The following is an 18,044-nucleotide window of genomic DNA, read 5'->3' as shown; positions in this document are numbered from 1 at the left end:
AGATGTTCGGGTTGCAGGGCAAGACGGTACTGGTCACCGGCGCTTCGAAAGGAATCGGCGTCGCCGTCGCGCAGACCTGCGCAGCGGCGGGAGCCAGCGTGATCGTCAGCGGACGCGACGCCACACGGCTGACCGCCACGCTGGATTCGCTGGAGGGAGAAGGCCATCGCCTGTTCGTCGGCGATTTGAGCGAGGCAGCCACCCTGCAGCAGTTGGCAGCGCAGTGCGGTGCGATCGATGGGCTGGTGCACAGCGCCGGCATCCGCGGCCTGGCGCCGATGAAGCTTGTCTCCGAGTCCTTCCTCAAAGAAGTAATGGACATCAACTACATCGCGCCGGTGATGCTGACCCGGCACCTGCTCGCGCGTCAGTCCATTCGCCCAAGCGGCTCCATCGTCTTTCTCTCGTCCATCGCGGCGTTGACCGGCACTGTCGGCGTCGGTCCTTATGCCGGTTCGAAGGCCGCACTGCTGGGTACGCTGCGTCCGCTGGCGCTGGAACTGGCGCGCCGCAAGATCCGCGCCAACGCATTGTGTCCCGGACTGGTCGAGACCACGCTGATCACCGAGGACAAGGCCTGGTTCGAGGAGAACCAGAAGCGCTATCCGCTGGGCGTGGGCAAGCCGCAGGACATCGCCCTGGCATGCCTGTATTTTCTTTCCGATGCCAGCAGCAAGATCACCGGGCAGGCCGTCAGCATGGATGGAGGCATCGAATTCGTGTGAGCAGCGGCGTCCACACAACACCCTCGCACGTCGTGATCGTCGGCGCAGGCGGTTTCGGCCGCGGCATCGCGGCCATGGCCTGTCACGACGATCCCGAACATGGGCTGCTCTGGGACATCAAGGGTTTCCTGGATAGCCGCAGCGAGCTTGGCCGGACCACGCGCTGGCCCATCGTTGGGGATCCTGACAGCTACCAGCCCGTTGAGGGCGACATCTTCGTGTGCGCGCTGGGCGATCCTGCCGCGCGCCGCCGCTACAGCCAGCCTCTGATCGCGCGCGGGGCGGACTTCATGGTGCTGCGCCCGCGCCTGCGCGAAGCCTCGGCCACCCCGATCGGGCGCGGCAGTGTGTTCGAAGTCGGCGTCTCGATCGGCGCCGATAGCCGCATCGGCGAATTCGTCACCATCTTGTCCACCACGATCGTCGGTCACGACGTGACGATCGGCGACTACGTGCAGATCGGCAATTTCGTGTTCATCGGCGGCGGCGTCAGCATCGGCAGCGATGTGGTCATCCACCCGCATTCCACGCTGATCCCGGGGATCAGCGTCGGCGATGGCGCGGTGATCGGCGCCGGCAGCGTGGTGGTCAAGGACGTTCCGCCCAACGTCACCGTGGCCGGCAATCCCGCACGCACCATCTTCAGCAGGTAGCAGGACCCGCACCATGACCCGCCACGCACTCGATGCCGAGCACTACATCAGCGAGCACACCCTGCGCCTGGAACAGCAGCGGCTGTTCGGCAAGCTGTGGAATTTCGTCGGCTTTTCCTCGATGGTGCGGGAACGCAACCAGTTCTTCTCGCGCCAGGTGGCAGGCATACCGGTATTGATCCAGCGCACCGACGCCGGTATCCGTGCTTTCCTCAACCAGTGCCCGCACCGTCAGTCGGCGATCCAGATCGAACGCCAGGGCAAGCGTCCGCTGGTCTGCCCCTACCACGCCTGGTCGTTCGGCGCGGAAGGCGAGCTGCGCGGACTGCCCAATTCCGGGCTGTACCAGTTCAGTGCCGAAGAAAAAGCCGGCATTTGCTTGACCCAGTTCCGTCTGGAACAGATCGGCCAGTTACTGTTCGTGAACTTCTCGGACGATCCGCTGCCGCTGCAGGAGCAGTTCTCGCCCGAGTTTCTGGAGGATATCCGCGCAGCGTCGATGCACCTGGATTCGCAGATCATCTACAGCTGCCACCGCGTGCGCTACAACTGGAAGTTGAACATGGAGAACGTCAAGGACTACAACCATGTTCCGTTCGTCCATCCCAAGACGTTCAGCCCGCTGATGGCGGACGCACGTAAGCCTTCCGCTAATGTGGAGCGCCCGGCTAACGTTCCGTCTCACATACAGGAGCTTCTACAATCGCGTATGCGCCCTGCCCTGAGCGAACTGAGCTTCCCCGCAAAAGCGTCGATCACGCCACATGCGAATTGGTATAGCGCGCTTTGCGATGGCTACGGCGAGGAATCGGCCTTCTATAACTGGTTCATTTACCCTAATGTGAACTTTTACAGCGTGCGTGGCGACAGTTTCGTGCTGCAACAATACGATCCAGTGTCCGCGCACGAAACCGACTACCACCTGTGGGTGATGACCGCTCGCCGAAAAAGCGAACGCACGGACTTCACCGCCTTGCTGAGCGCGCTGATTCGCATCGAACACGAGGTCATCGCCGAAGACACCGCGGTACTGGAGCGCATGCAAGCAGTTCTCGGCCCCCATTCCCGGAAGTTCATGCACGGCGATTACGAAACCCAACTGGTGCTGCAGCATCTGTGGTATCGCGCCAACGTGCTGGGAGAGCCGACATGAAGTCGCTCGTATTGCTGGGCGAAGGCGCTGCGCTGGAACAGGCGCAGCGTACCGCGCAGGACTGCGGGCTTGTCCATACGCGTCTAGCGCTGACGTCGGCCGACCACTACAACTTCGATCTTGGCCAACTGCTGGCGCGCTACGTTGCCAGCACCACCGAGGTGTTCATCGCGCTCGACGAACGCGCGGTCAACCATGCGCGGCATAAGTTGCTGGCCGACGTGCGCCTGGCCGGCTATCGCACGATCAATCTTGTCTCGCCGCATGCCCACGTCGATACCGACGTGCGCTTGATGGGCAATGTCTATGTCGGCCCCGGCTGCAACCTGGCTTTCGGCAGCAGCATCGGTCCCGGTAGCTGGCTGGAGCGGCAAGTGATCGTCGAGCAGAACGTGCGCCTGGGTGCTTGCGTCACCTTGCAGGCAGGCGTCCTGCTGGGCCACGACGTGGAGATCGGGCAATGCAGCACCCTGGGCCGGGGCTGCATTGCCCCAGCCAAGGCCAAGATCGGCCGCCATTGCGAGTGGCTGTTGCCTAGCATGCTGCCGGCTGCCCTGCCGGATCGCTGCTTTCATGATGCCTTGATGCCTCAAGGCGCACATATTCTCAACGGCGGACGACCATGACATATACCAGCCAACACGATACAGACTTGCTGGAAGCCTGCATGCGCGCGGAAACGATCGTGTTTCTGGCGCCGAGTTCCACCCTGGGAGATTTCGTCAGTCTCCTCGTGGGGGAACTGCGGAAACGATCCGCAAAGCTCCGCCTGATCGCGGCGGACGACTACCTCCATGCCAATCGCGACAAGGCCCCTGACTTCGACGAGATCCGCACCGTCGCCGCCCACTTCTCAAGCCCGCAGCAGCCGAATTCCATTGCGGTGAACTGCGCCTTCTTGCTGTCGACGTGGCTGTATTTCGATCACCTGGCGCGTACGCTGCCAGGCAGAGTAGTCGATCTGCCAGAACTGCTCTATGCCCTGGACCGGCAGTGGATCTATCAGACGGGAAAGCTCATGCGCGCGCAGACGCAAGAGCACGCAGCCGATTTCGCCGCATTGAGATTGCGTCTGCAAGACGAGCTCAGTCGCGCCACGCTGGACGCGGTACTGCGCCTGCGCATGACCGGCAACAGAGCGGAATTGCTGGATGTGATCTGCCCGATAGAACAGGAATACTTTTCCATGTATTCCTCCAGCGACACGCCGATCGTGCTGCACGACCACGAGCACTACGTCGACATCGGCGCCTACGATGGCGATACGGTCGGCAAGTTCATGACCGCGGCACGCCACCGCTACGCATCGATCCACGCCTACGAACCGGACCCGCGCAACTTCGCCGCCCTGCAACGCCGCCTGCAGTCAACATCCGGCCCGATCTTTCTTCACAACGAGGCCGTGTCCGATTCCAACCAGCCCTTGTCGTTCCTGGCCAGCGGCACCATGGGCAGCCGGGTCGAGGCCGACGGCGATATCCAGGTGCCCAGCGTGCGCCTGGACGACGTGCTGGAGCAGATCACGCTGCTCAAGATGGATGTGGAGGGCTTCGAGCCGCACGTCCTGCGCGGTGCGGCCAAGCTGATCGGCCGCTGCCGCCCGCGGATGGCGATCACCTGTTATCACCATGCGCTGGATCTGCTGGACATCGTGGCCGTGCTCGATGAGATCTATCCGGACGCCCAATTCCGGCTGCGCCACTACTCGATGTATTTCTTCGACACCATTCTCTACGTGGAGTGAGGCCACAGGACACGCGGCCACCATTGGCCGCGGCCGCTCCAGTAGCCAAGCACCAAGGCTTTCGCTCGCCCAACGCTCTGCCGCGGGCATCGCCTCCGGCCACGGCCAGCGGTTGGGCTTGGCGCGGTGTCTCCGGTTGCCGCACCGCTCAGCACCGGCCGCCGCCCGGCTCGAGCAACGCCGACAGTAAACCTGCGCTTAAGCACGCTCTTTTCTGCTTCCTGGACGCTGCGCTCACCGCTGCCGCCACGGCTATAGCATGCCGAATCGGATCAATTTACACGTGTAGAGCACTGGAGAGCCTGCGCACCGACTGGATCGAGGTCGTGTACCGTCGGGACAGCGCACCGACACCGGGCAACCCTGGGCAGGCCACGCGCTAGCGAGATGGAGCCGGTCGCTCGCGCCCCGGCACGCATGTTGCATAGGCATCGGATCGGATGCGGCATCCGCCAGACGCTGGCGCCAGATACCACCGCCGCTGCGGCTTTTCTTCTTCGAGACGGTCAATCCTGCATGAGTTCCCACGCGCTGGTCAGCATCGTCATGCCGACCTACAAGTTCCGGTACTTCGAGCGGACGCTCGACAGCGTGCTGGGCCAGACCTATCCGGCGCTGGAACTGGTGATCTGCGACGACAATCCCGATGGCGCGATCGCCGCGGCGGTGGAGCGCAAGCGCGCAAGCGCGAGCTTCCCGATCCGCTACGAGCGCAACCCGTTCCGTCACGGCGAACTCGGCAGCACCATCAAGGGCATCGGCCTGGCGCAGGGCGAATACGTCAAATTCCTGCACGACGACGACGTGCTGGAACCGGATTGCATCGCCGCGCTGGTGCGGGCCATGCAGGCCAGCCCCAACGTGGTGCTGGCCTCCTCGCGCCGGCAGCGCATCGATGGCGACGATGCGCCGCTGCCGGACATTCACGCCACCAGCTTCCCGTTCGCAGGCGACGTGCTGCTCGACGGCCCCGAACTGCTGTCTTTCCTCGCCGACCACACCATCAACTTCATCGGCGAGCCCAGCTGCGTGCTGTGCCGGCGCCAGGATCTGCTGGAGATCGGCGACCAGCTGATGATGCTCGACGGCAAGGTGATCCATTGGGTCGGCGACCTGGCCCTGTACGCCAAGCTGCTGCACCGCGGCAACCTGGCGCTGCTGGCCAGGCCGCTGACCCGCTTCCGGGTGACGCAGGACCAATTCAGCCAAGCCGGCCGCGACCAGCCGGGGATCGGCGACCAGGGCCACGACGATTTCCGCCGAGGCGTGCGTGCCATGGGCTGGTACCGCGGCGACGGCGACGTGCGCCTGGTCCATGTGACGCCACTGGACGGAGGCAACGCCGAACCGGTCGATCTGCTGCAGGCGATCCAGGCCGCGTATGCGCGCGGCCGCGCCCAGCTGGCGCTGCGCGACTGGCAGGCGCAGCGGCAGCTGCCGCCGGCCAAGCGCGCCCTGTTCGACGCGCGCCTGGCGGAACTGGGCGGCGGCGCGCGGATCGCGGTGCTGCTGGATGCGCGCAACGCCGACGCGGCCGCGCTGCAAGCCAGCCTGCACAGCCTGCTGCTGGACGGCGCCGCCTTCGCCACGCTGAGCGTGGCCGTGCTCGGCGCCGCGACGGCCACGCCGTGGCCGGATCCGCGGGTCCGGCATCTGCCGCTGGCGTCCGCCGACGAGGCCGCCGACCTCAACGCCGCGCTGGCCGAACTCGGCGATGCCGACTGGTTTCTGCGCGTCGTCGCCGGTACCCGTTTCTGCCAGGGCGGCCTGCTGCGGCTGGTGTTGGAACTGGCGCAGCAGCCGCACTGCAGCGCGCTGTATGCCGACGAATGGCTGGCGCTGGACAGCCAGACCTTGGCCCCGGTGCTGCGCCCGGATCCGGATCTGGACCTGTTGCTGGGCAATCCGCTGGCGACCGCCGGGCATTGGGTGTTCCGCCGCGCCCTGGTACAGGAGCTGGGCGGGTTCGATCCCGACCACGATGGCGCGCTGGAACTGGAACTGATCCTGCGCCTGTTCCAGCGCGACGCCGGCGCCAGCCTGGCGCATCTGCCCGAGCCGCTGCTGATCGCGCCACCGGCTGACGCCGCCGCGGGCGCCGAGGCGCGTCAGCGCGCCGTCGCCAGCCACCTGCGCGCACGCGGCTATGCCGACGCCAGGATCGACACGCTGCCCGGCGGACTGCATCGCATCGACTATGGCCATGCGCAGCAGGCGCCGGTCTCGATCGTGACCATCGCCCAGGACAATCTGCCGGCCCTGCAGCGCCTGGTGGTCGGCCTGCTCGAACACACCGCCTACCCGGCCTACGAATTGCTGCTGGTCGACAACGCCAGCGACGCGCCAGCGGTCGGCGAATGGCTGCAGGCGGTGGCCGAACTGGGCAACGGCCGCATCCGCGTGTTCGCGCTGGAGCAGCGCGTGGCCCAGGCCGAGGCGCGCAACCTAGCCGCGACCCAGGCGCATGGCGACTACCTGCTGTTCCTGGACGCCGACAGCGCCGTGGTCCAGGGCCGCTGGCTGCACGAACTGATGAACCATGCGCAGCGCCCGGAGGTCGGTATCGTCGGTCCCAAGGGCGTGTCCGCGGATGCCACCATCACCCATGCGGGTCTGCTGCCCGGGCTGTTGCCCGGCGCCGGCCACGCCTTCGCCGGCGAGCCGATGGCGCAGGCTGGCTACATGGGCCGGCTGCAGGTGGCGCACCGCTACAGCGCCGTGTCCGAGCGCTGCATGCTGGTGCGGCGCGAACTGTTCGAGCGGTTGTCCGGGTTCGACGCGGGCGGCTTCGCCGACGGCGGCGCCGACGTGGACCTGTGCCTGCGCGCCGCGGCGCTGGGCGAATGGACGGTCTGGACGCCGGACGCGCTGCTGCTGCAACCGCCCGCGCCGTCACGGCCGGAAACTGCGGACGACGCGCTGCTGCAACGCTGGCTGCCGGTCATGGCGCACGATCCGGCCTACTCGCCGAGCCTGGGCCTGGAGCAGCCGGGCGGCTTCAAGCTGGGCGAATCCGAGTTCTCCTGGCAGCCGCTGGCGTGGAAGCCGCTGCCGCGGATCCTGGCGCATCCCGGCGACGCGTTCGGCAGCGGCCACTACCGAGTGATCCAGCCGTTCCAGGCGCTGGCCGAGGCCGGGCAGATCGACGGCGTCTACTACGCGCGCCTGCTCGATCCGGTGGAGATGCAGCGCATCGCCCCCGACGCGGTGGTGGTGCAGCGCCGGGTCGGCGACGTCGAACTGGCGAAGATGGAGCGCATGCGCCGCTTCTCCACCGCGTTCAAGGTCTACGAGCTGGACGACTACCTGCCCAACCTGCCGCTGAAGAGCGTGCATCGCGAGCAGATGCCCAAGGACGTGCTGCGCTCGCTGCGCCGCGCCGCGACGCTGGTGGACCGGGTGGTGGTGTCCACCCCTGCCCTGGCCGAGGCCCTGGCCGGCCTGCATGCGGACATCCGCGTGGTCCACAACCGGCTGGATCCGCGCATGTGGGGCGATCTGCCCGCGCCGGCCAGGACCAGCGCCGGCGCCGGCGCCAAGCCGCGGGTCGGCTGGGCCGGCGGCGCCAGCCACACCGGCGACCTGGAACTGATCGCCGACGTGGTGCAGGCGCTAGCCGGCGAGGTGCACTGGGTGTTCATGGGCATGTGCCCGGAGCGGCTGCGCCCGCATGTGGCCGAGGTGCACCCGGGCGTGGATTTCGAACGCTATCCGCAGGCCCTGGCCGCGCTGCGCCTGGACCTGGCACTGGCGCCGCTGGAAGACAACCTGTTCAACCGCTGCAAGAGCAATCTGCGCCTGCTCGAATACGGCGCCTGCGGCTACCCGGTGGTGGCCAGCGACCTGCCGCCCTACCAAAGCGGGTTGCCGGCCACCCTGGTCAAGAACCGCTTCCGCGACTGGGTCAACGCCATCCGCATGCACCTGGCCGATGCCCCCGCCCGTGCCGCAGCCGGCGACGCGCTGCACGCGGCGGTGCGCCGCGACTGGATGCTGGAAGGCGCCAACCTGCAGGCCTGGCGCGCGGCCTGGCTGCCGGACTGAGCGCAGCGGCCGCCGGAACCGGCACCAGGATTGCATCCTGATCCGGGCCAGGACCCACGCCGGCGCGACGCGTCAATCGGCCGACACCGACGGCCGAGACCCTCCGCCGAGCCGCGCCGGGAAGCCGACGCATCCGGCGCCGACCGTCGCACGTACGCGCCCCCCTTCTCCCTGCGGGAGAAGGTGCCCCGAAGGGGCGGATGAGGGTACGGGCGAAGCTCCGTGTCGTTGCGATGCGCCGCGCATTCCGCCGTCCTGCCGCGTAGCAGATCGGCACCCGCCGGATTTCGGCACACCGCTTGCATCCATCCCGGGTAGCCGCCCCGGCATGGACATCCCCGTATGAGCGACTCCATCAGTTCCATCCTCTCGCAGATCCGCAGCTACCAGAGCCAGGTCGGCCAGGCCGCGCCTGCGCAGGTGGCCGATGCCGGGCGCAGCAATGCGATCGAGGGCCTGACCGGGACCCAGGGCACGCAGGCCCCGAGCTTCAGCGAAACCCTGCGCAGCGCGATCAGCGGCGTCAACGAAACCCAGCAGAAGGCCGGCGATCTGGCCAAGGCCTTCGAAATGGGCGACCCCAACGCCGGCCTGGCCAAGGTGATGATGGCCGCGCAACAGTCCCAGGTGGCGTTCCGCGCCACCGTGGAAGTCCGCAACCGACTCGTCCAGGCGTACCAGGACGTGATGAACATGCCGCTGTAAGGTAGACAACGATGGCTCTTGCGCTCAGCAAAGACACTCTCAGCGGCGAAAAGGCAGGCGCCTGGTTCGATCGCCTGCAGAGCCTGCAGATCACCCGCCGCATCGGTCTGATGGCGATGATCGCCGTGGCCGTGGCGGCGGGCCTGTTCGTGTTCTTCTGGTCGCAGAAGCCCGCGTACACCCCGCTCTACACCGGCCTGGACGAAAAGGGCACGGCCGAGGCCACCGACCTGCTGCGCACCGCGCAGATCCCGTTCAAGCTCGACCAGACCACCGGCGCGATCACCGTGCCGGAGGACAAGCTCTACGACGCGCGGCTGAAGCTGGCCGGCTCCGGCCTGACCGAGAACGGCGGCAACATGGGCTTCGAGGTCATGGAGAAGGACCCGGGCTTCGGCGTCAGCCAGTTCGTCGAGAACGCGCGCTACCAGCACGCGCTGGAGACCGAACTGGCGCGCACCATCGCCAGCCTGCGCCCGGTGCGCGAGGCGCGGGTGCACCTGGCCATTCCCAAGCCCAGCGCGTTTACCCGCCAGCGCGACGTGGCCAGCGCCTCGGTGGTGCTGGAACTGCGCGGCGGCACCACCCTGGAACGCAACCAGGTCGATGCGATCGTCAACATGGTCGCCTCCAGCATCCCCGACCTGACCCCGGAGCGGGTCACCGTGGTCGACCAGAGCGGGCGCATGCTGACCATCGCCGACCCGAACAGCGACGCGGCCCTGAACGCGGCCCAGTTCGAGCAGGTGCGGCGCCAGGAAAGCTCCTACAACCAGCGCATCCGCGAACTGCTGGAGCCGATGACCGGCCCCGGCCGGGTCAATCCGGAAGTCAGCGTGGACATGGATTTCTCGGTCACCGAGGAAGCGCGCGAGCTGTACAACGGCGAGCCGCCGAAGCTGCGCAGCGAGCAGGTCAGCGACAGCAGCACCGCCGCGGCCGGCCCGCAGGGCGTGCCCGGCGCGACCAGCAATTCGCCGCCCGGCGCCGCCGCGCCTGGACAGCCTGGCGCCGCCGGCACCCCGGGCGCTACCCCGGCCAACACCCAGCAGGCAGCCGCCGCAACCCCGACCGAAAGCTCCAAGAGCGCCACCCGCAACTACGAGCTGGACCGCACCCTGCAGCACACCCGGCAGCCGCCGGGCCGGATCAAGCGCGTGTCGGTGGCGGTGCTGGTCGACCACGTGCCGCGGCCGGGCGCCAAGGGCAAGATGGTCGAGCAGGCGCTCAGCGCCGCCGAGCTGACCCGCATCGAAGGCCTGGTCAAGCAGGCGGTCGGCTTCAACGCCGAGCGCGGCGACACCGTGTCGGTGATGAACGCCCCGTTCGTGCGCGAAGCGCCGGAAGCGGCGGACAAGCCCGGTTGGTGGGAAGATCCGCGGGTGATGAACGGCCTGCGCCTGCTGCTCGGCGCGGCGGTGGTGCTGGCCCTGCTGTTCGGCGTGCTGCGCCCGGCGCTGCGCCAGATCGCCGGCCCGGCGCCGGCCAAGAATGCCGGCAAGGACAAGTCCGAGCCGCACAATGCCAATGTGTCGATGCTGGACGACGAGGACCCGCTGCTGCCGTCGATGGCCGACGATACCGCCAGCATCGCTGGCGGCAGCCGCCCCGCGATCGCCCTGCCCGACGCCTACGAAGAGCGTCTGCGCCTGGCGCGCGAGGCGGTCAAGCAGGATTCCAAGCGTGTCGCGCAAGTCGTGAAGGGATGGGTCGCCAGTGAAGCCTGATACGTCCGCAATGAACGGAACCCAGCGCGCCGCGGTGCTGTTGCTGTCGCTCGGCGAGAGCGACGCGGCCGAGGTGCTCAAGCACATGGACCCCAAGGAGGTGCAGAAGATCGGCATCGCCATGGCGACCATGAGCGGCATCTCCCGCGACCAGGTCGAGAAGGTCATGGACGAGTTCAACAGCGAACTCGGCAGCAAGACCTCGCTGGGCGTGGGCGCCGACGACTACATCCGCAACGTGCTGGTGCAGGCGCTGGGCGCGGACAAGGCCGGCGGCCTGATCGACCGCATCCTGCTCGGCCGCAACACCACCGGCCTGGACACGCTGAAGTGGATGGACCCGCGCGCGGTCGCCGACCTGGTGCGCAACGAGCACCCGCAGATCATCGCCATCGTCATGGCGCACCTGGACAGCGACCAGGCCGCCGAGGCGCTGAAGCTGCTGCCCGAGCGCGTGCGCGCCGATGTGCTGATGCGCATCGCCACCCTCGACGGCATCCCGCCGAACGCGCTGAACGAACTCAACGAGATCATGGAGCGGCAGTTCTCCGGCAACCAGGGCCTGAAGTCGTCCAACGTCGGCGGGGTCAAGGTCGCCGCCAACATCCTCAACTTCATGGACAGCGGCCAGGACCAGGGCGTGCTGGCGGCGATCGGCAAGATCGACGCCGAGCTCAGCACCCGCATCCAGGACCTGATGTTCGTGTTCGACAACCTGGTCGAACTGGAAGACCGTGCGCTGCAGACCCTGCTGCGCGAAGTCAGCGGCGACCGCCTCGGCCTGGCCCTGCGCGGCGCCGACATCAAGGTGCGCGAGAAGATCACCAAGAACATGTCGCAGCGCGCCGCCGAAATCCTGCTCGAGGACATGGAAGCGCGCGGCCCGGTGCGCCTGGCCGACGTTGAAGGCGCGCAGAAGGAAATCCTCGGCATCGTGCGCCGGCTGGCCGATGAAGGCGTGATCAGCCTCGGCGGCGCCGGTGCGGAGGCGATGGTATGAGCGGCAACGTGGTGCGCTGGTTCGCGCCGGAGCTCAATGCCGCGCCGCTGCCCGAGCCGCAGTTCGAGGAGGCCTTGCCCGAAGAGCCGGTGTTGCGCCCGCCGAGCCTGGAAGACATCCAGGCGATCGAGGCGGCCGCGCAGCTCGAAGGCTTCGAGCGCGGCCACAGCGAGGGCCTGGCCCAGGGCCAGGCCGAGATCCGCCGCCTGACCGCTCAGATCGAAGGCATCCTGGACAACTTCTCGCGGCCGCTGGCGCGGCTGGAAAACGAAGTGGTCGGCGCGCTCGGCGAACTGGCCGTGCGCATCGCCGGCAGCCTGGTCGGCCGCGCCTACGAGGCGGACCCGGCGCTGCTGGCGGACCTGGTCGGCGAAGCGCTGGACGCGGTCGGCGGCGCGCGCCGCGAGGTCGAGGTGCGCCTGCACCCGGACGACATCGCCGCGCTGACCCCGCTGCTGGCCTCGATGGCCGACGGCACCCGGCTGGTGCCGGACCTGACCCTGAGCCGCGGCGACCTGCGCGTGCATGCCGAAGCGGTGCGCATCGACGGCACCCTGGAAGCGCGCCTGCGCGCGGCGCTGGAGACGGTGATGCGCAAGTCCGGAGCGGGCCTGTGAGCGCGCTGTCCGGCACCCATCCGGCCGACTGGCTGGACGCGCGCAACCTGCGCCTGGCCTCGCGCCTGGGCAAGCTCGATCTCGACGCCGCCGCCGGCCGCGGCCTGATCCGTGAAGGCATCCTGCGCCGCGCGGTCGGGCTGACCCTGGAAGCGGTCGGCTGCGAGGCGCCGATGGGCGCCACCTGCAAGGTCGAGGTCGACGGCGGCTGGGTCGATGCCGAAGTGGTCGGCTTCTCCGGCGAACGCACCTCGCTGATGCCCAGCGCTGAAACCCATGGCCTGCTGCCCAACGCGCGGGTGGTGCCGGTGCGCCGCCGCGGCGGCGTGGAAGTGGGCGAAGGCCTGCTCGGCCGGGTCATCGATTCGGACGGCGTGCCGCTGGACGGCAAGGGCCCGATCCGCGCCGAAGGCTCGGTCGGCATGGCCGGCATTTCGATCAACCCGCTGGCGCGCGAGCCGATCACCATGCCGCTGGACGTGGGCGTGCGCGCGATCAACGCGCTGCTGCCGATCGGCCGCGGCCAGCGCGTGGGCCTGTTCGCCGGCTCCGGCGTCGGCAAGTCCACCCTGCTCGGGATGATGACCCGCTACACCGCCGCCGACGTGATCGTGGTCGGGCTGATCGGCGAACGCGGCCGCGAAGTGCGCGATTTCGTCGAGACCACGCTGGGCGAGGAAGGCCTGCGCCGCGCCGTGGTCGTGGCCGCGCCGGCCGACCGCCCGCCGCTGGCGCGCCTGCACGGCGCCTACCGCGCCACCGCCATCGCCGAATGGTTCCGCGACCAGGGCCTGAACGTGCTGCTGCTGATGGATTCGCTGACCCGCTTCGCCCAGGCGCAGCGCGAGATCGGCCTGTCGGTCGGCGAACCGCCGACCACCCGCGGCTACCCGCCGTCGGTGTTCGCCAAGCTGCCGGCGCTGGTCGAGCGCGCCGGCAACGGCGCCAAGGGCCGCGGCTCGATCACCGCCTTCTACACCGTGCTGACCGAAGGCGACGATCCGCAGGATCCGATCGCCGACGCCGCCCGCGCCATCCTCGACGGCCACATCCTGCTGTCGCGGCGCGTCGCCGACAGCGGCCTGTATCCGGCCATCGACGTCGAATCCTCGGTCAGCCGCGTGGTCCAGGACATCGCCGACGAGCCGTGGCGGCTGCGCATCCGTGCGCTGAAGCGGCTGGTCTCGGCGTATTCGTCCAACCGCGACCTGATCACCATCGGCGCCTATCAGCGCGGCAACGATGCGGCCGTGGACGAGGCGCTGGAGCGCTGGCCGGAAATCATGGAATTCCTCGGACAGGATGTCGCCAAGGCCGCAGATCTGCCCCACAGCCAGGCCGCGTTGAAGCGCCTGGTCGAACGTGAGAACTAAGCCATGATGCAATCACAGCGTATCGATCCCCTGCTCCGCCGCGCCCAGCAGCACGAGGACGAGGTCGCCCGCGATCTGGCCGAGCGGCAGCGCGCGCTGGAGACCCACGAGTCGCGGCTGGAAGAACTGCGCCGCTACGCCGAGGAATACGCCAACAGCCAGATGGCCGCGACCAGCCTGGCGCAACTGGCCAACCGCCGCGCATTCCTGGATCGCCTGGAAAGCGCGGTGCAGCAGCAGTGCCAGACCGTGGACCGCAATCGCGAGAAAGTGGAGATGGAGCGCAGCCGGCTGTTGCTGGCCAGCCGCGACAAGCAGGTGCTGGAACAGCTGGCGGCCAGCTACCGCGCCCAGGAACGCAAGGTCGACGACCGCCGCAGCCAGCGCGAGATGGACGACCTCGGCGCGCGCCGGGTGCGCCTGGCGGTGGCCGCAGCCGACAGCGACAACGACAACGGAGACAGCCGATGAGCAACCTACTTTCCGCGCTGGGCGGCAACGCCCGCGCCAGCGCCTCCGGCGGCAGCGCCGACATGCAGGGCCAGGACCGCAGCGGCGGCCAGGACTTCGACAAGCTGCTCGGCAACGACAGCGCGCGCGCCGCGCCCAAGCCGGCGCCGCGGCCCAGCGCCAAGCCGCAGCAGGCATCCGCCGACAAGGACCCGGCGACGAAGCGTCCGGAAGGTTCGGAAGACACCGCCAGCGAGCCGGCGCGTAGCGCGCAGGCCGGCAGCCAGGCCGCGCGCGACACCGAAAAGAGCAGCGAAGACACCAAGGCCCCGAGCAAGGGCAGCAAGGCCGACGCCAAGAAAGGCGAGGACAGCGAGGAAGACGCCGGCTGGCCGCCGGCCGGTCTGGCCGGCATCGGCATGAGCCTGTTGCCGACCCTCGCTGCCGCGCTGCCGGCGGCGAGCGCCGGCCCGCTGGGCGCGGCCGGGCTGGCGATCGGCGTCGCCGGTGCCGCCGCCCAGGGCGTGGCCGCATTGCTCGGCGGCGACACCCTGGCCGCGGCGGCGGGCGCCGACACCGCAGCCGCCGGTGCGGCCGCGACCGCCGCCGCGCCGGCGACCGCCGCGGCCACCACCGGCGCCAGCGCCGCCGGCGGCTTCGGCGGCATGCTGGCGCAGGTCGCCGGGGCCGCGGCGCAGGCCGCCAGCGGCGGCGACGCCAGCGCCCCGGTCGCCGCGCTGGCCGCGCTGGCCACCGCCAGCGACAAGAGCGCCGACAGCGGCAGCGATGTCGCCAGCACCGGCACCGATCCGATCAACCTTTTGGCCACGGCCGGGATCCACTCGCCGGCACGCAGCGCCGACAGCGCCGCGCCGTTCACCGGCTCGCCGACCCCGACTCCGAACCTGCACGGCGACAACTTCGACGACGAACTGGGCACGCGCATGAGCTGGCTGGCGGACCAGAAGATCGGCCACGCGCACATCAAGCTCAGCCCGGCCGAGCTGGGCCCGGTCGAGGTGCGCCTGCATCTGAACGGCGACCAGGTCAACGCCAGCTTCAGCAGCGCCCAGCCGGAAGTGCGCCAGGCGCTGGAGAACAGCCTGCCGCGGCTGCGCGACATGCTCGGCCAGCACGGCTTCCAGCTCGGCCAGGCCGACGTCGGCCAGCAGCAACAGCAGGCCTCGCAGAACGCCCGCCAAGGCGGCGGGCCGAACGGCGGCAATGGCAGCAATGCCGGCGGCGCCGGCGACGAATTGCTGGGCAGCGTCGGGATTCCGTCGGTGGTGCTGCGCCAGCGCGGCCTGCTCGACGCCTACGCGTAACCCAACGGCACCGCCGCGTCTGCGGCGGCGCCAACCGCTCCCTGTGAGAGGAGCTTCAGCCCCGATGGGCGGCAACGAAAACGCCCGCCGGGCCTGAAAGATCCGGTCCGCACAAGGCCGCATGGCGAGCCGCCGCGGCCACCGTCAAATATCCGGCGAGCCCAACCCGCCGTTTCGGCACACCGATTGCATCCTTAGGGGCAGAGACCCCCTTCAAGGAGCCAATCCGTGGCAGCAGCAGCCGACAAATCGAAGAAATCCGCCGACGCCAAAGAGGCCCCCGAGGGCGGCAAGTCGAAGAAGAAGCTGCTGATCATCGTCATCGCCGCGGTGCTGGTGCTGGGCGGCGGCGGCGCCGGCGCCTGGTTCTTCCTGAAGAAGCCCGATGCCGCGCACGGCAAGGCCGCGGCCAAGACCGCCGAGCTGCCCAAGCCGGCCCAGTATTTCGCGATGGACCCGGCGTTCGTGGTCAATCTCAACGGCAGCCCCGACGAGGGCCCGCACTACCTGCAGATGGAAGTGCAGCTGATGACCCGCGACCCGGAAGAACTGAAGCTGATCACCGAGAACGCGCCGGCGATCCGCGCGCACCTGCTGATGCTGTTCTCGCAGGTGCAGGCGCAGGACATCGCCGACATCGCCGGGCGCAAGAAGCTGCAGGCCGCGGCGCTGGCCGACGCGCAGAAGCTGATGACCGCCGAGACCGGCAAGAAGTGCGTGGAAGACCTGCTGTTCACCAGTTTCGTGACCCAGTAAGGCGCCGCCGCGATGACCGACCTGCTTTCCCAAGACGAGATCGATGCGCTATTGCATGGCGTCGATGCCGGTGCGGTGGACACTGGACCGGCGCCGCCGGCTCCCGGCGAAGCGCGCCAGTACGATTTCTCCAGCCAGGACCGGATCATCCGTGGGCGCATGCCGACCCTGGAGATGGTCAACGAGCGCTTCGCGCGGCTGTGGCGGATCGGCCTGTTCAACCTGATCCGGCGCTCGGCCGACCTGTCGGTGCGCGGCATCGACCTGATCAAGTTCAACGACTACATGCACTCGCTGTACGTGCCGAGCAACCTGAACCTGATCAAGTTCAAGCCGCTGCGCGGCACCGGACTGATCGTGTTCGAACCGACCCTGGTGTTCACCGTGGTCGACAATTTCTTCGGCGGCGACGGCCGTTACCCCACCCGCATCGAAGGCCGCGAATTCACCCCGACCGAGATGCGGGTGATCCAGCTGATGCTCAAGCAGACCTTCGCCGACCTGCATGAGGCCTGGGCGCCGGTGATGGAAGTGGACTTCGAGTACATCAATTCCGAGGTCAACCCGCACTTCGCCAACATCGTCACCCCGCGCGAGTACGTGGTGGTCAGCCGCTTCCACGTGGAGCTGGAAGGCGGCGGCGGCGAGATCCACATCACCCTGCCGTACTCGATGCTGGAGCCGATCCGCGAGCTGCTCGACGCCGGCATCCAGAGCGACCGCGTGGACCGCGACGAGAGCTGGAACATCATGCTGCGCGAGCAGCTCAACACCGCCGAGGTCACCATCTCCAGCGTGCTGGCGCAGAAGCAGATGACCCTGCGCGAGCTGACCCGGCTGAAGATCGGCGACGTGCTGCCGATCGAACTGCCCAAGCAAGTGCCGCTGTGCGTGGAGAACATCCCGGTGTTCACCGGCGAGTTCGGCATTTCCCGCGGCCAGAACGCCGTGAAGATCACTTCGACCCAACCCCCGGGCGCGCTGCGCCGCCGCCCCGCCCTTCAGGAAGACGCGTCATGAGCCAGAACGAAATCCCCGAGCCGGTCCCGGCCCAGTTCGACAGCCTGCAGCCGGAATCGGGCAGCGACAGCAACGAGCTGAACCTGGACATGATCCTGGACGTGCCGGTGACGCTGTCGCTGGAAGTCGGGCGCAACCGCATTCCGATCCGCAACCTGCTGCAGCTCAACCAGGGCTCGGTGGTGGAACTGGAGCGTGGCGCCGGCGAACCGCTGGACGTGTACGTCAACGGCACCCTGATCGCGCATGGCGAAGTGGTGACGATCAACGACCGCTTCGGCGTGCGCCTGACCGACGTGGTCAGCCCCAGCGAGCGCATCCGGAGACTGCGGTGAGCCTATTGCTCGCGGCCGCCACCCAGGCGGCCAAGTCCGCCTCGGGCGTCGGCAGCGCCGCGCCCTCGCCGCCCAGCCTGATCGGCGCGGTGTTCGCGCTGCTGCTGGTGCTGGGACTGATCCTGGGCATGGCCTGGGTGCTCAAGCGCCTGCCCGGCAGCGGCTTCCGCCCGGCCGAAGGCCTGCGCGTGGTGGCCAGCCTGGCGGTCGGCGCCAAGGAGCGCGTGGTGGTGCTCGAGGTCAACGGCGAGCAGTTGCTGCTCGGAGTGTCGCCGGGCGGTGGGGTACGCACCTTGCATCGCCTGCCCGAGCCGCTGCCGCAAGCGCCGGCGCCGTCGCTGCCGAACCTCAAGCAGCTGAAGAACCTCCCCGATTTCGCCCAGTTGCTGGCGCAGAAGCTGCGCAAGGACAAATGAT

At 68.5% G+C, this 18,044-nt stretch carries 17 protein-coding genes; all 17 read left to right on the top strand.

Annotated features, from left to right (window positions below; genetic code table 11):
* The first annotated feature begins 2 nt into the window (after positions 1-2).
* The 17 genes from HEP75_RS11790 to fliO all read left to right on the top strand — a co-directional run bounded on the left by HEP75_RS11790 (position 3) and on the right by fliO (position 18,043).
* A complete protein-coding gene (locus HEP75_RS11790; protein WP_255424102.1) occupies positions 3-725 on the top strand; it encodes an SDR family oxidoreductase in 723 nt (240 codons plus the stop codon).
* Complete coding sequence (locus tag HEP75_RS11785) at positions 644-1,378, top strand: NeuD/PglB/VioB family sugar acetyltransferase (protein ID WP_185823663.1); 735 nt, start codon at positions 644-646, stop codon at positions 1,376-1,378. The genes HEP75_RS11790 and HEP75_RS11785 overlap by 82 nt, the downstream gene beginning before the upstream one ends.
* 13 nt (positions 1,379-1,391) lie before the next feature.
* Entirely contained in the window at positions 1,392-2,531 is a 1,140-nt protein-coding gene (locus HEP75_RS11780; protein ID WP_185823662.1) for an aromatic ring-hydroxylating dioxygenase subunit alpha, read from the top strand.
* A gap of 11 nt (positions 2,532-2,542) precedes the next feature.
* Entirely contained in the window at positions 2,543-3,157 is a 615-nt protein-coding gene (locus HEP75_RS11775) for an acetyltransferase (RefSeq protein WP_255423836.1), read from the top strand.
* 41 nt (positions 3,158-3,198) lie between these two features.
* Positions 3,199-4,275 carry an FkbM family methyltransferase gene (locus HEP75_RS11770; protein ID WP_255423835.1) on the top strand — a complete coding sequence of 359 codons (1,077 nt, stop codon included), beginning with the start codon at positions 3,199-3,201 and terminating at the stop codon, positions 4,273-4,275.
* Between the two features lie 546 nt (positions 4,276-4,821).
* Positions 4,822-8,319, top strand: coding sequence for a glycosyltransferase (locus HEP75_RS11765; RefSeq protein ID WP_221899328.1), 3,498 nt, complete (start codon positions 4,822-4,824; stop codon positions 8,317-8,319).
* Positions 8,320-8,661: 342 nt separating this feature from the next.
* A complete protein-coding gene (gene fliE / locus HEP75_RS11760; protein WP_185812917.1) occupies positions 8,662-9,024 on the top strand; it encodes a flagellar hook-basal body complex protein FliE in 363 nt (120 codons plus the stop codon).
* 11 nt (positions 9,025-9,035) lie between these two features.
* Complete coding sequence (fliF, locus tag HEP75_RS11755; RefSeq protein ID WP_185820160.1) at positions 9,036-10,751, top strand: flagellar basal-body MS-ring/collar protein FliF; 1,716 nt, start codon at positions 9,036-9,038, stop codon at positions 10,749-10,751.
* A 10-nt stretch (positions 10,752-10,761) separates the two neighbouring features.
* Complete coding sequence (fliG, locus tag HEP75_RS11750) at positions 10,762-11,751, top strand: flagellar motor switch protein FliG (protein WP_185812919.1); 990 nt, start codon at positions 10,762-10,764, stop codon at positions 11,749-11,751.
* Positions 11,748-12,368 carry a FliH/SctL family protein gene (locus HEP75_RS11745; RefSeq protein WP_185812920.1) on the top strand — a complete coding sequence of 207 codons (621 nt, stop codon included), beginning with the start codon at positions 11,748-11,750 and terminating at the stop codon, positions 12,366-12,368. The genes fliG and HEP75_RS11745 overlap by 4 nt, the downstream gene beginning before the upstream one ends.
* The gene (locus HEP75_RS11740) at positions 12,365-13,741 is read left to right on the top strand and encodes a FliI/YscN family ATPase (RefSeq protein ID WP_185820162.1); all 1,377 of its coding nucleotides are present in this window, start codon (positions 12,365-12,367) and stop codon (positions 13,739-13,741) included. The genes HEP75_RS11745 and HEP75_RS11740 overlap by 4 nt, the downstream gene beginning before the upstream one ends.
* Positions 13,742-13,744: 3 nt before the next feature.
* A complete protein-coding gene (gene fliJ / locus HEP75_RS11735) occupies positions 13,745-14,212 on the top strand; it encodes a flagellar export protein FliJ (RefSeq protein ID WP_179564511.1) in 468 nt (155 codons plus the stop codon).
* Positions 14,209-15,516, top strand: a complete 1,308-nt coding sequence (locus HEP75_RS11730) for a flagellar hook-length control protein FliK (RefSeq protein ID WP_185823658.1) — start codon at positions 14,209-14,211, stop codon at positions 15,514-15,516. Before fliJ ends, HEP75_RS11730 begins: the two co-directional genes overlap by 4 nt.
* 228 nt (positions 15,517-15,744) lie before the next feature.
* Positions 15,745-16,272: a flagellar basal body-associated FliL family protein gene (locus HEP75_RS11725; RefSeq protein ID WP_185812923.1), complete on the top strand. Its 528-nt coding sequence runs from the start codon at positions 15,745-15,747 to the stop codon at positions 16,270-16,272.
* Between the two features lie 12 nt (positions 16,273-16,284).
* Positions 16,285-17,292: a flagellar motor switch protein FliM gene (gene fliM, locus HEP75_RS11720; protein WP_185812924.1), complete on the top strand. Its 1,008-nt coding sequence runs from the start codon at positions 16,285-16,287 to the stop codon at positions 17,290-17,292.
* Complete coding sequence (gene fliN / locus HEP75_RS11715; RefSeq protein ID WP_185820164.1) at positions 17,289-17,627, top strand: flagellar motor switch protein FliN; 339 nt, start codon at positions 17,289-17,291, stop codon at positions 17,625-17,627. Before fliM ends, fliN begins: the two co-directional genes overlap by 4 nt.
* Positions 17,624-18,043 carry a flagellar biosynthetic protein FliO gene (gene fliO, locus HEP75_RS11710; RefSeq protein WP_185812926.1) on the top strand — a complete coding sequence of 140 codons (420 nt, stop codon included), beginning with the start codon at positions 17,624-17,626 and terminating at the stop codon, positions 18,041-18,043. Before fliN ends, fliO begins: the two co-directional genes overlap by 4 nt.
* Position 18,044 lies beyond the last annotated feature (1 nt).

Origin of the sequence: Xanthomonas sp. SI, from assembly GCF_014236855.1 — a bacterium.
Classification (GTDB): domain Bacteria; phylum Pseudomonadota; class Gammaproteobacteria; order Xanthomonadales; family Xanthomonadaceae; genus Xanthomonas_A.
Note: the sequence above shows the minus strand (reverse complement) of the source record. Positions and strands in the feature narration are given on the sequence as shown.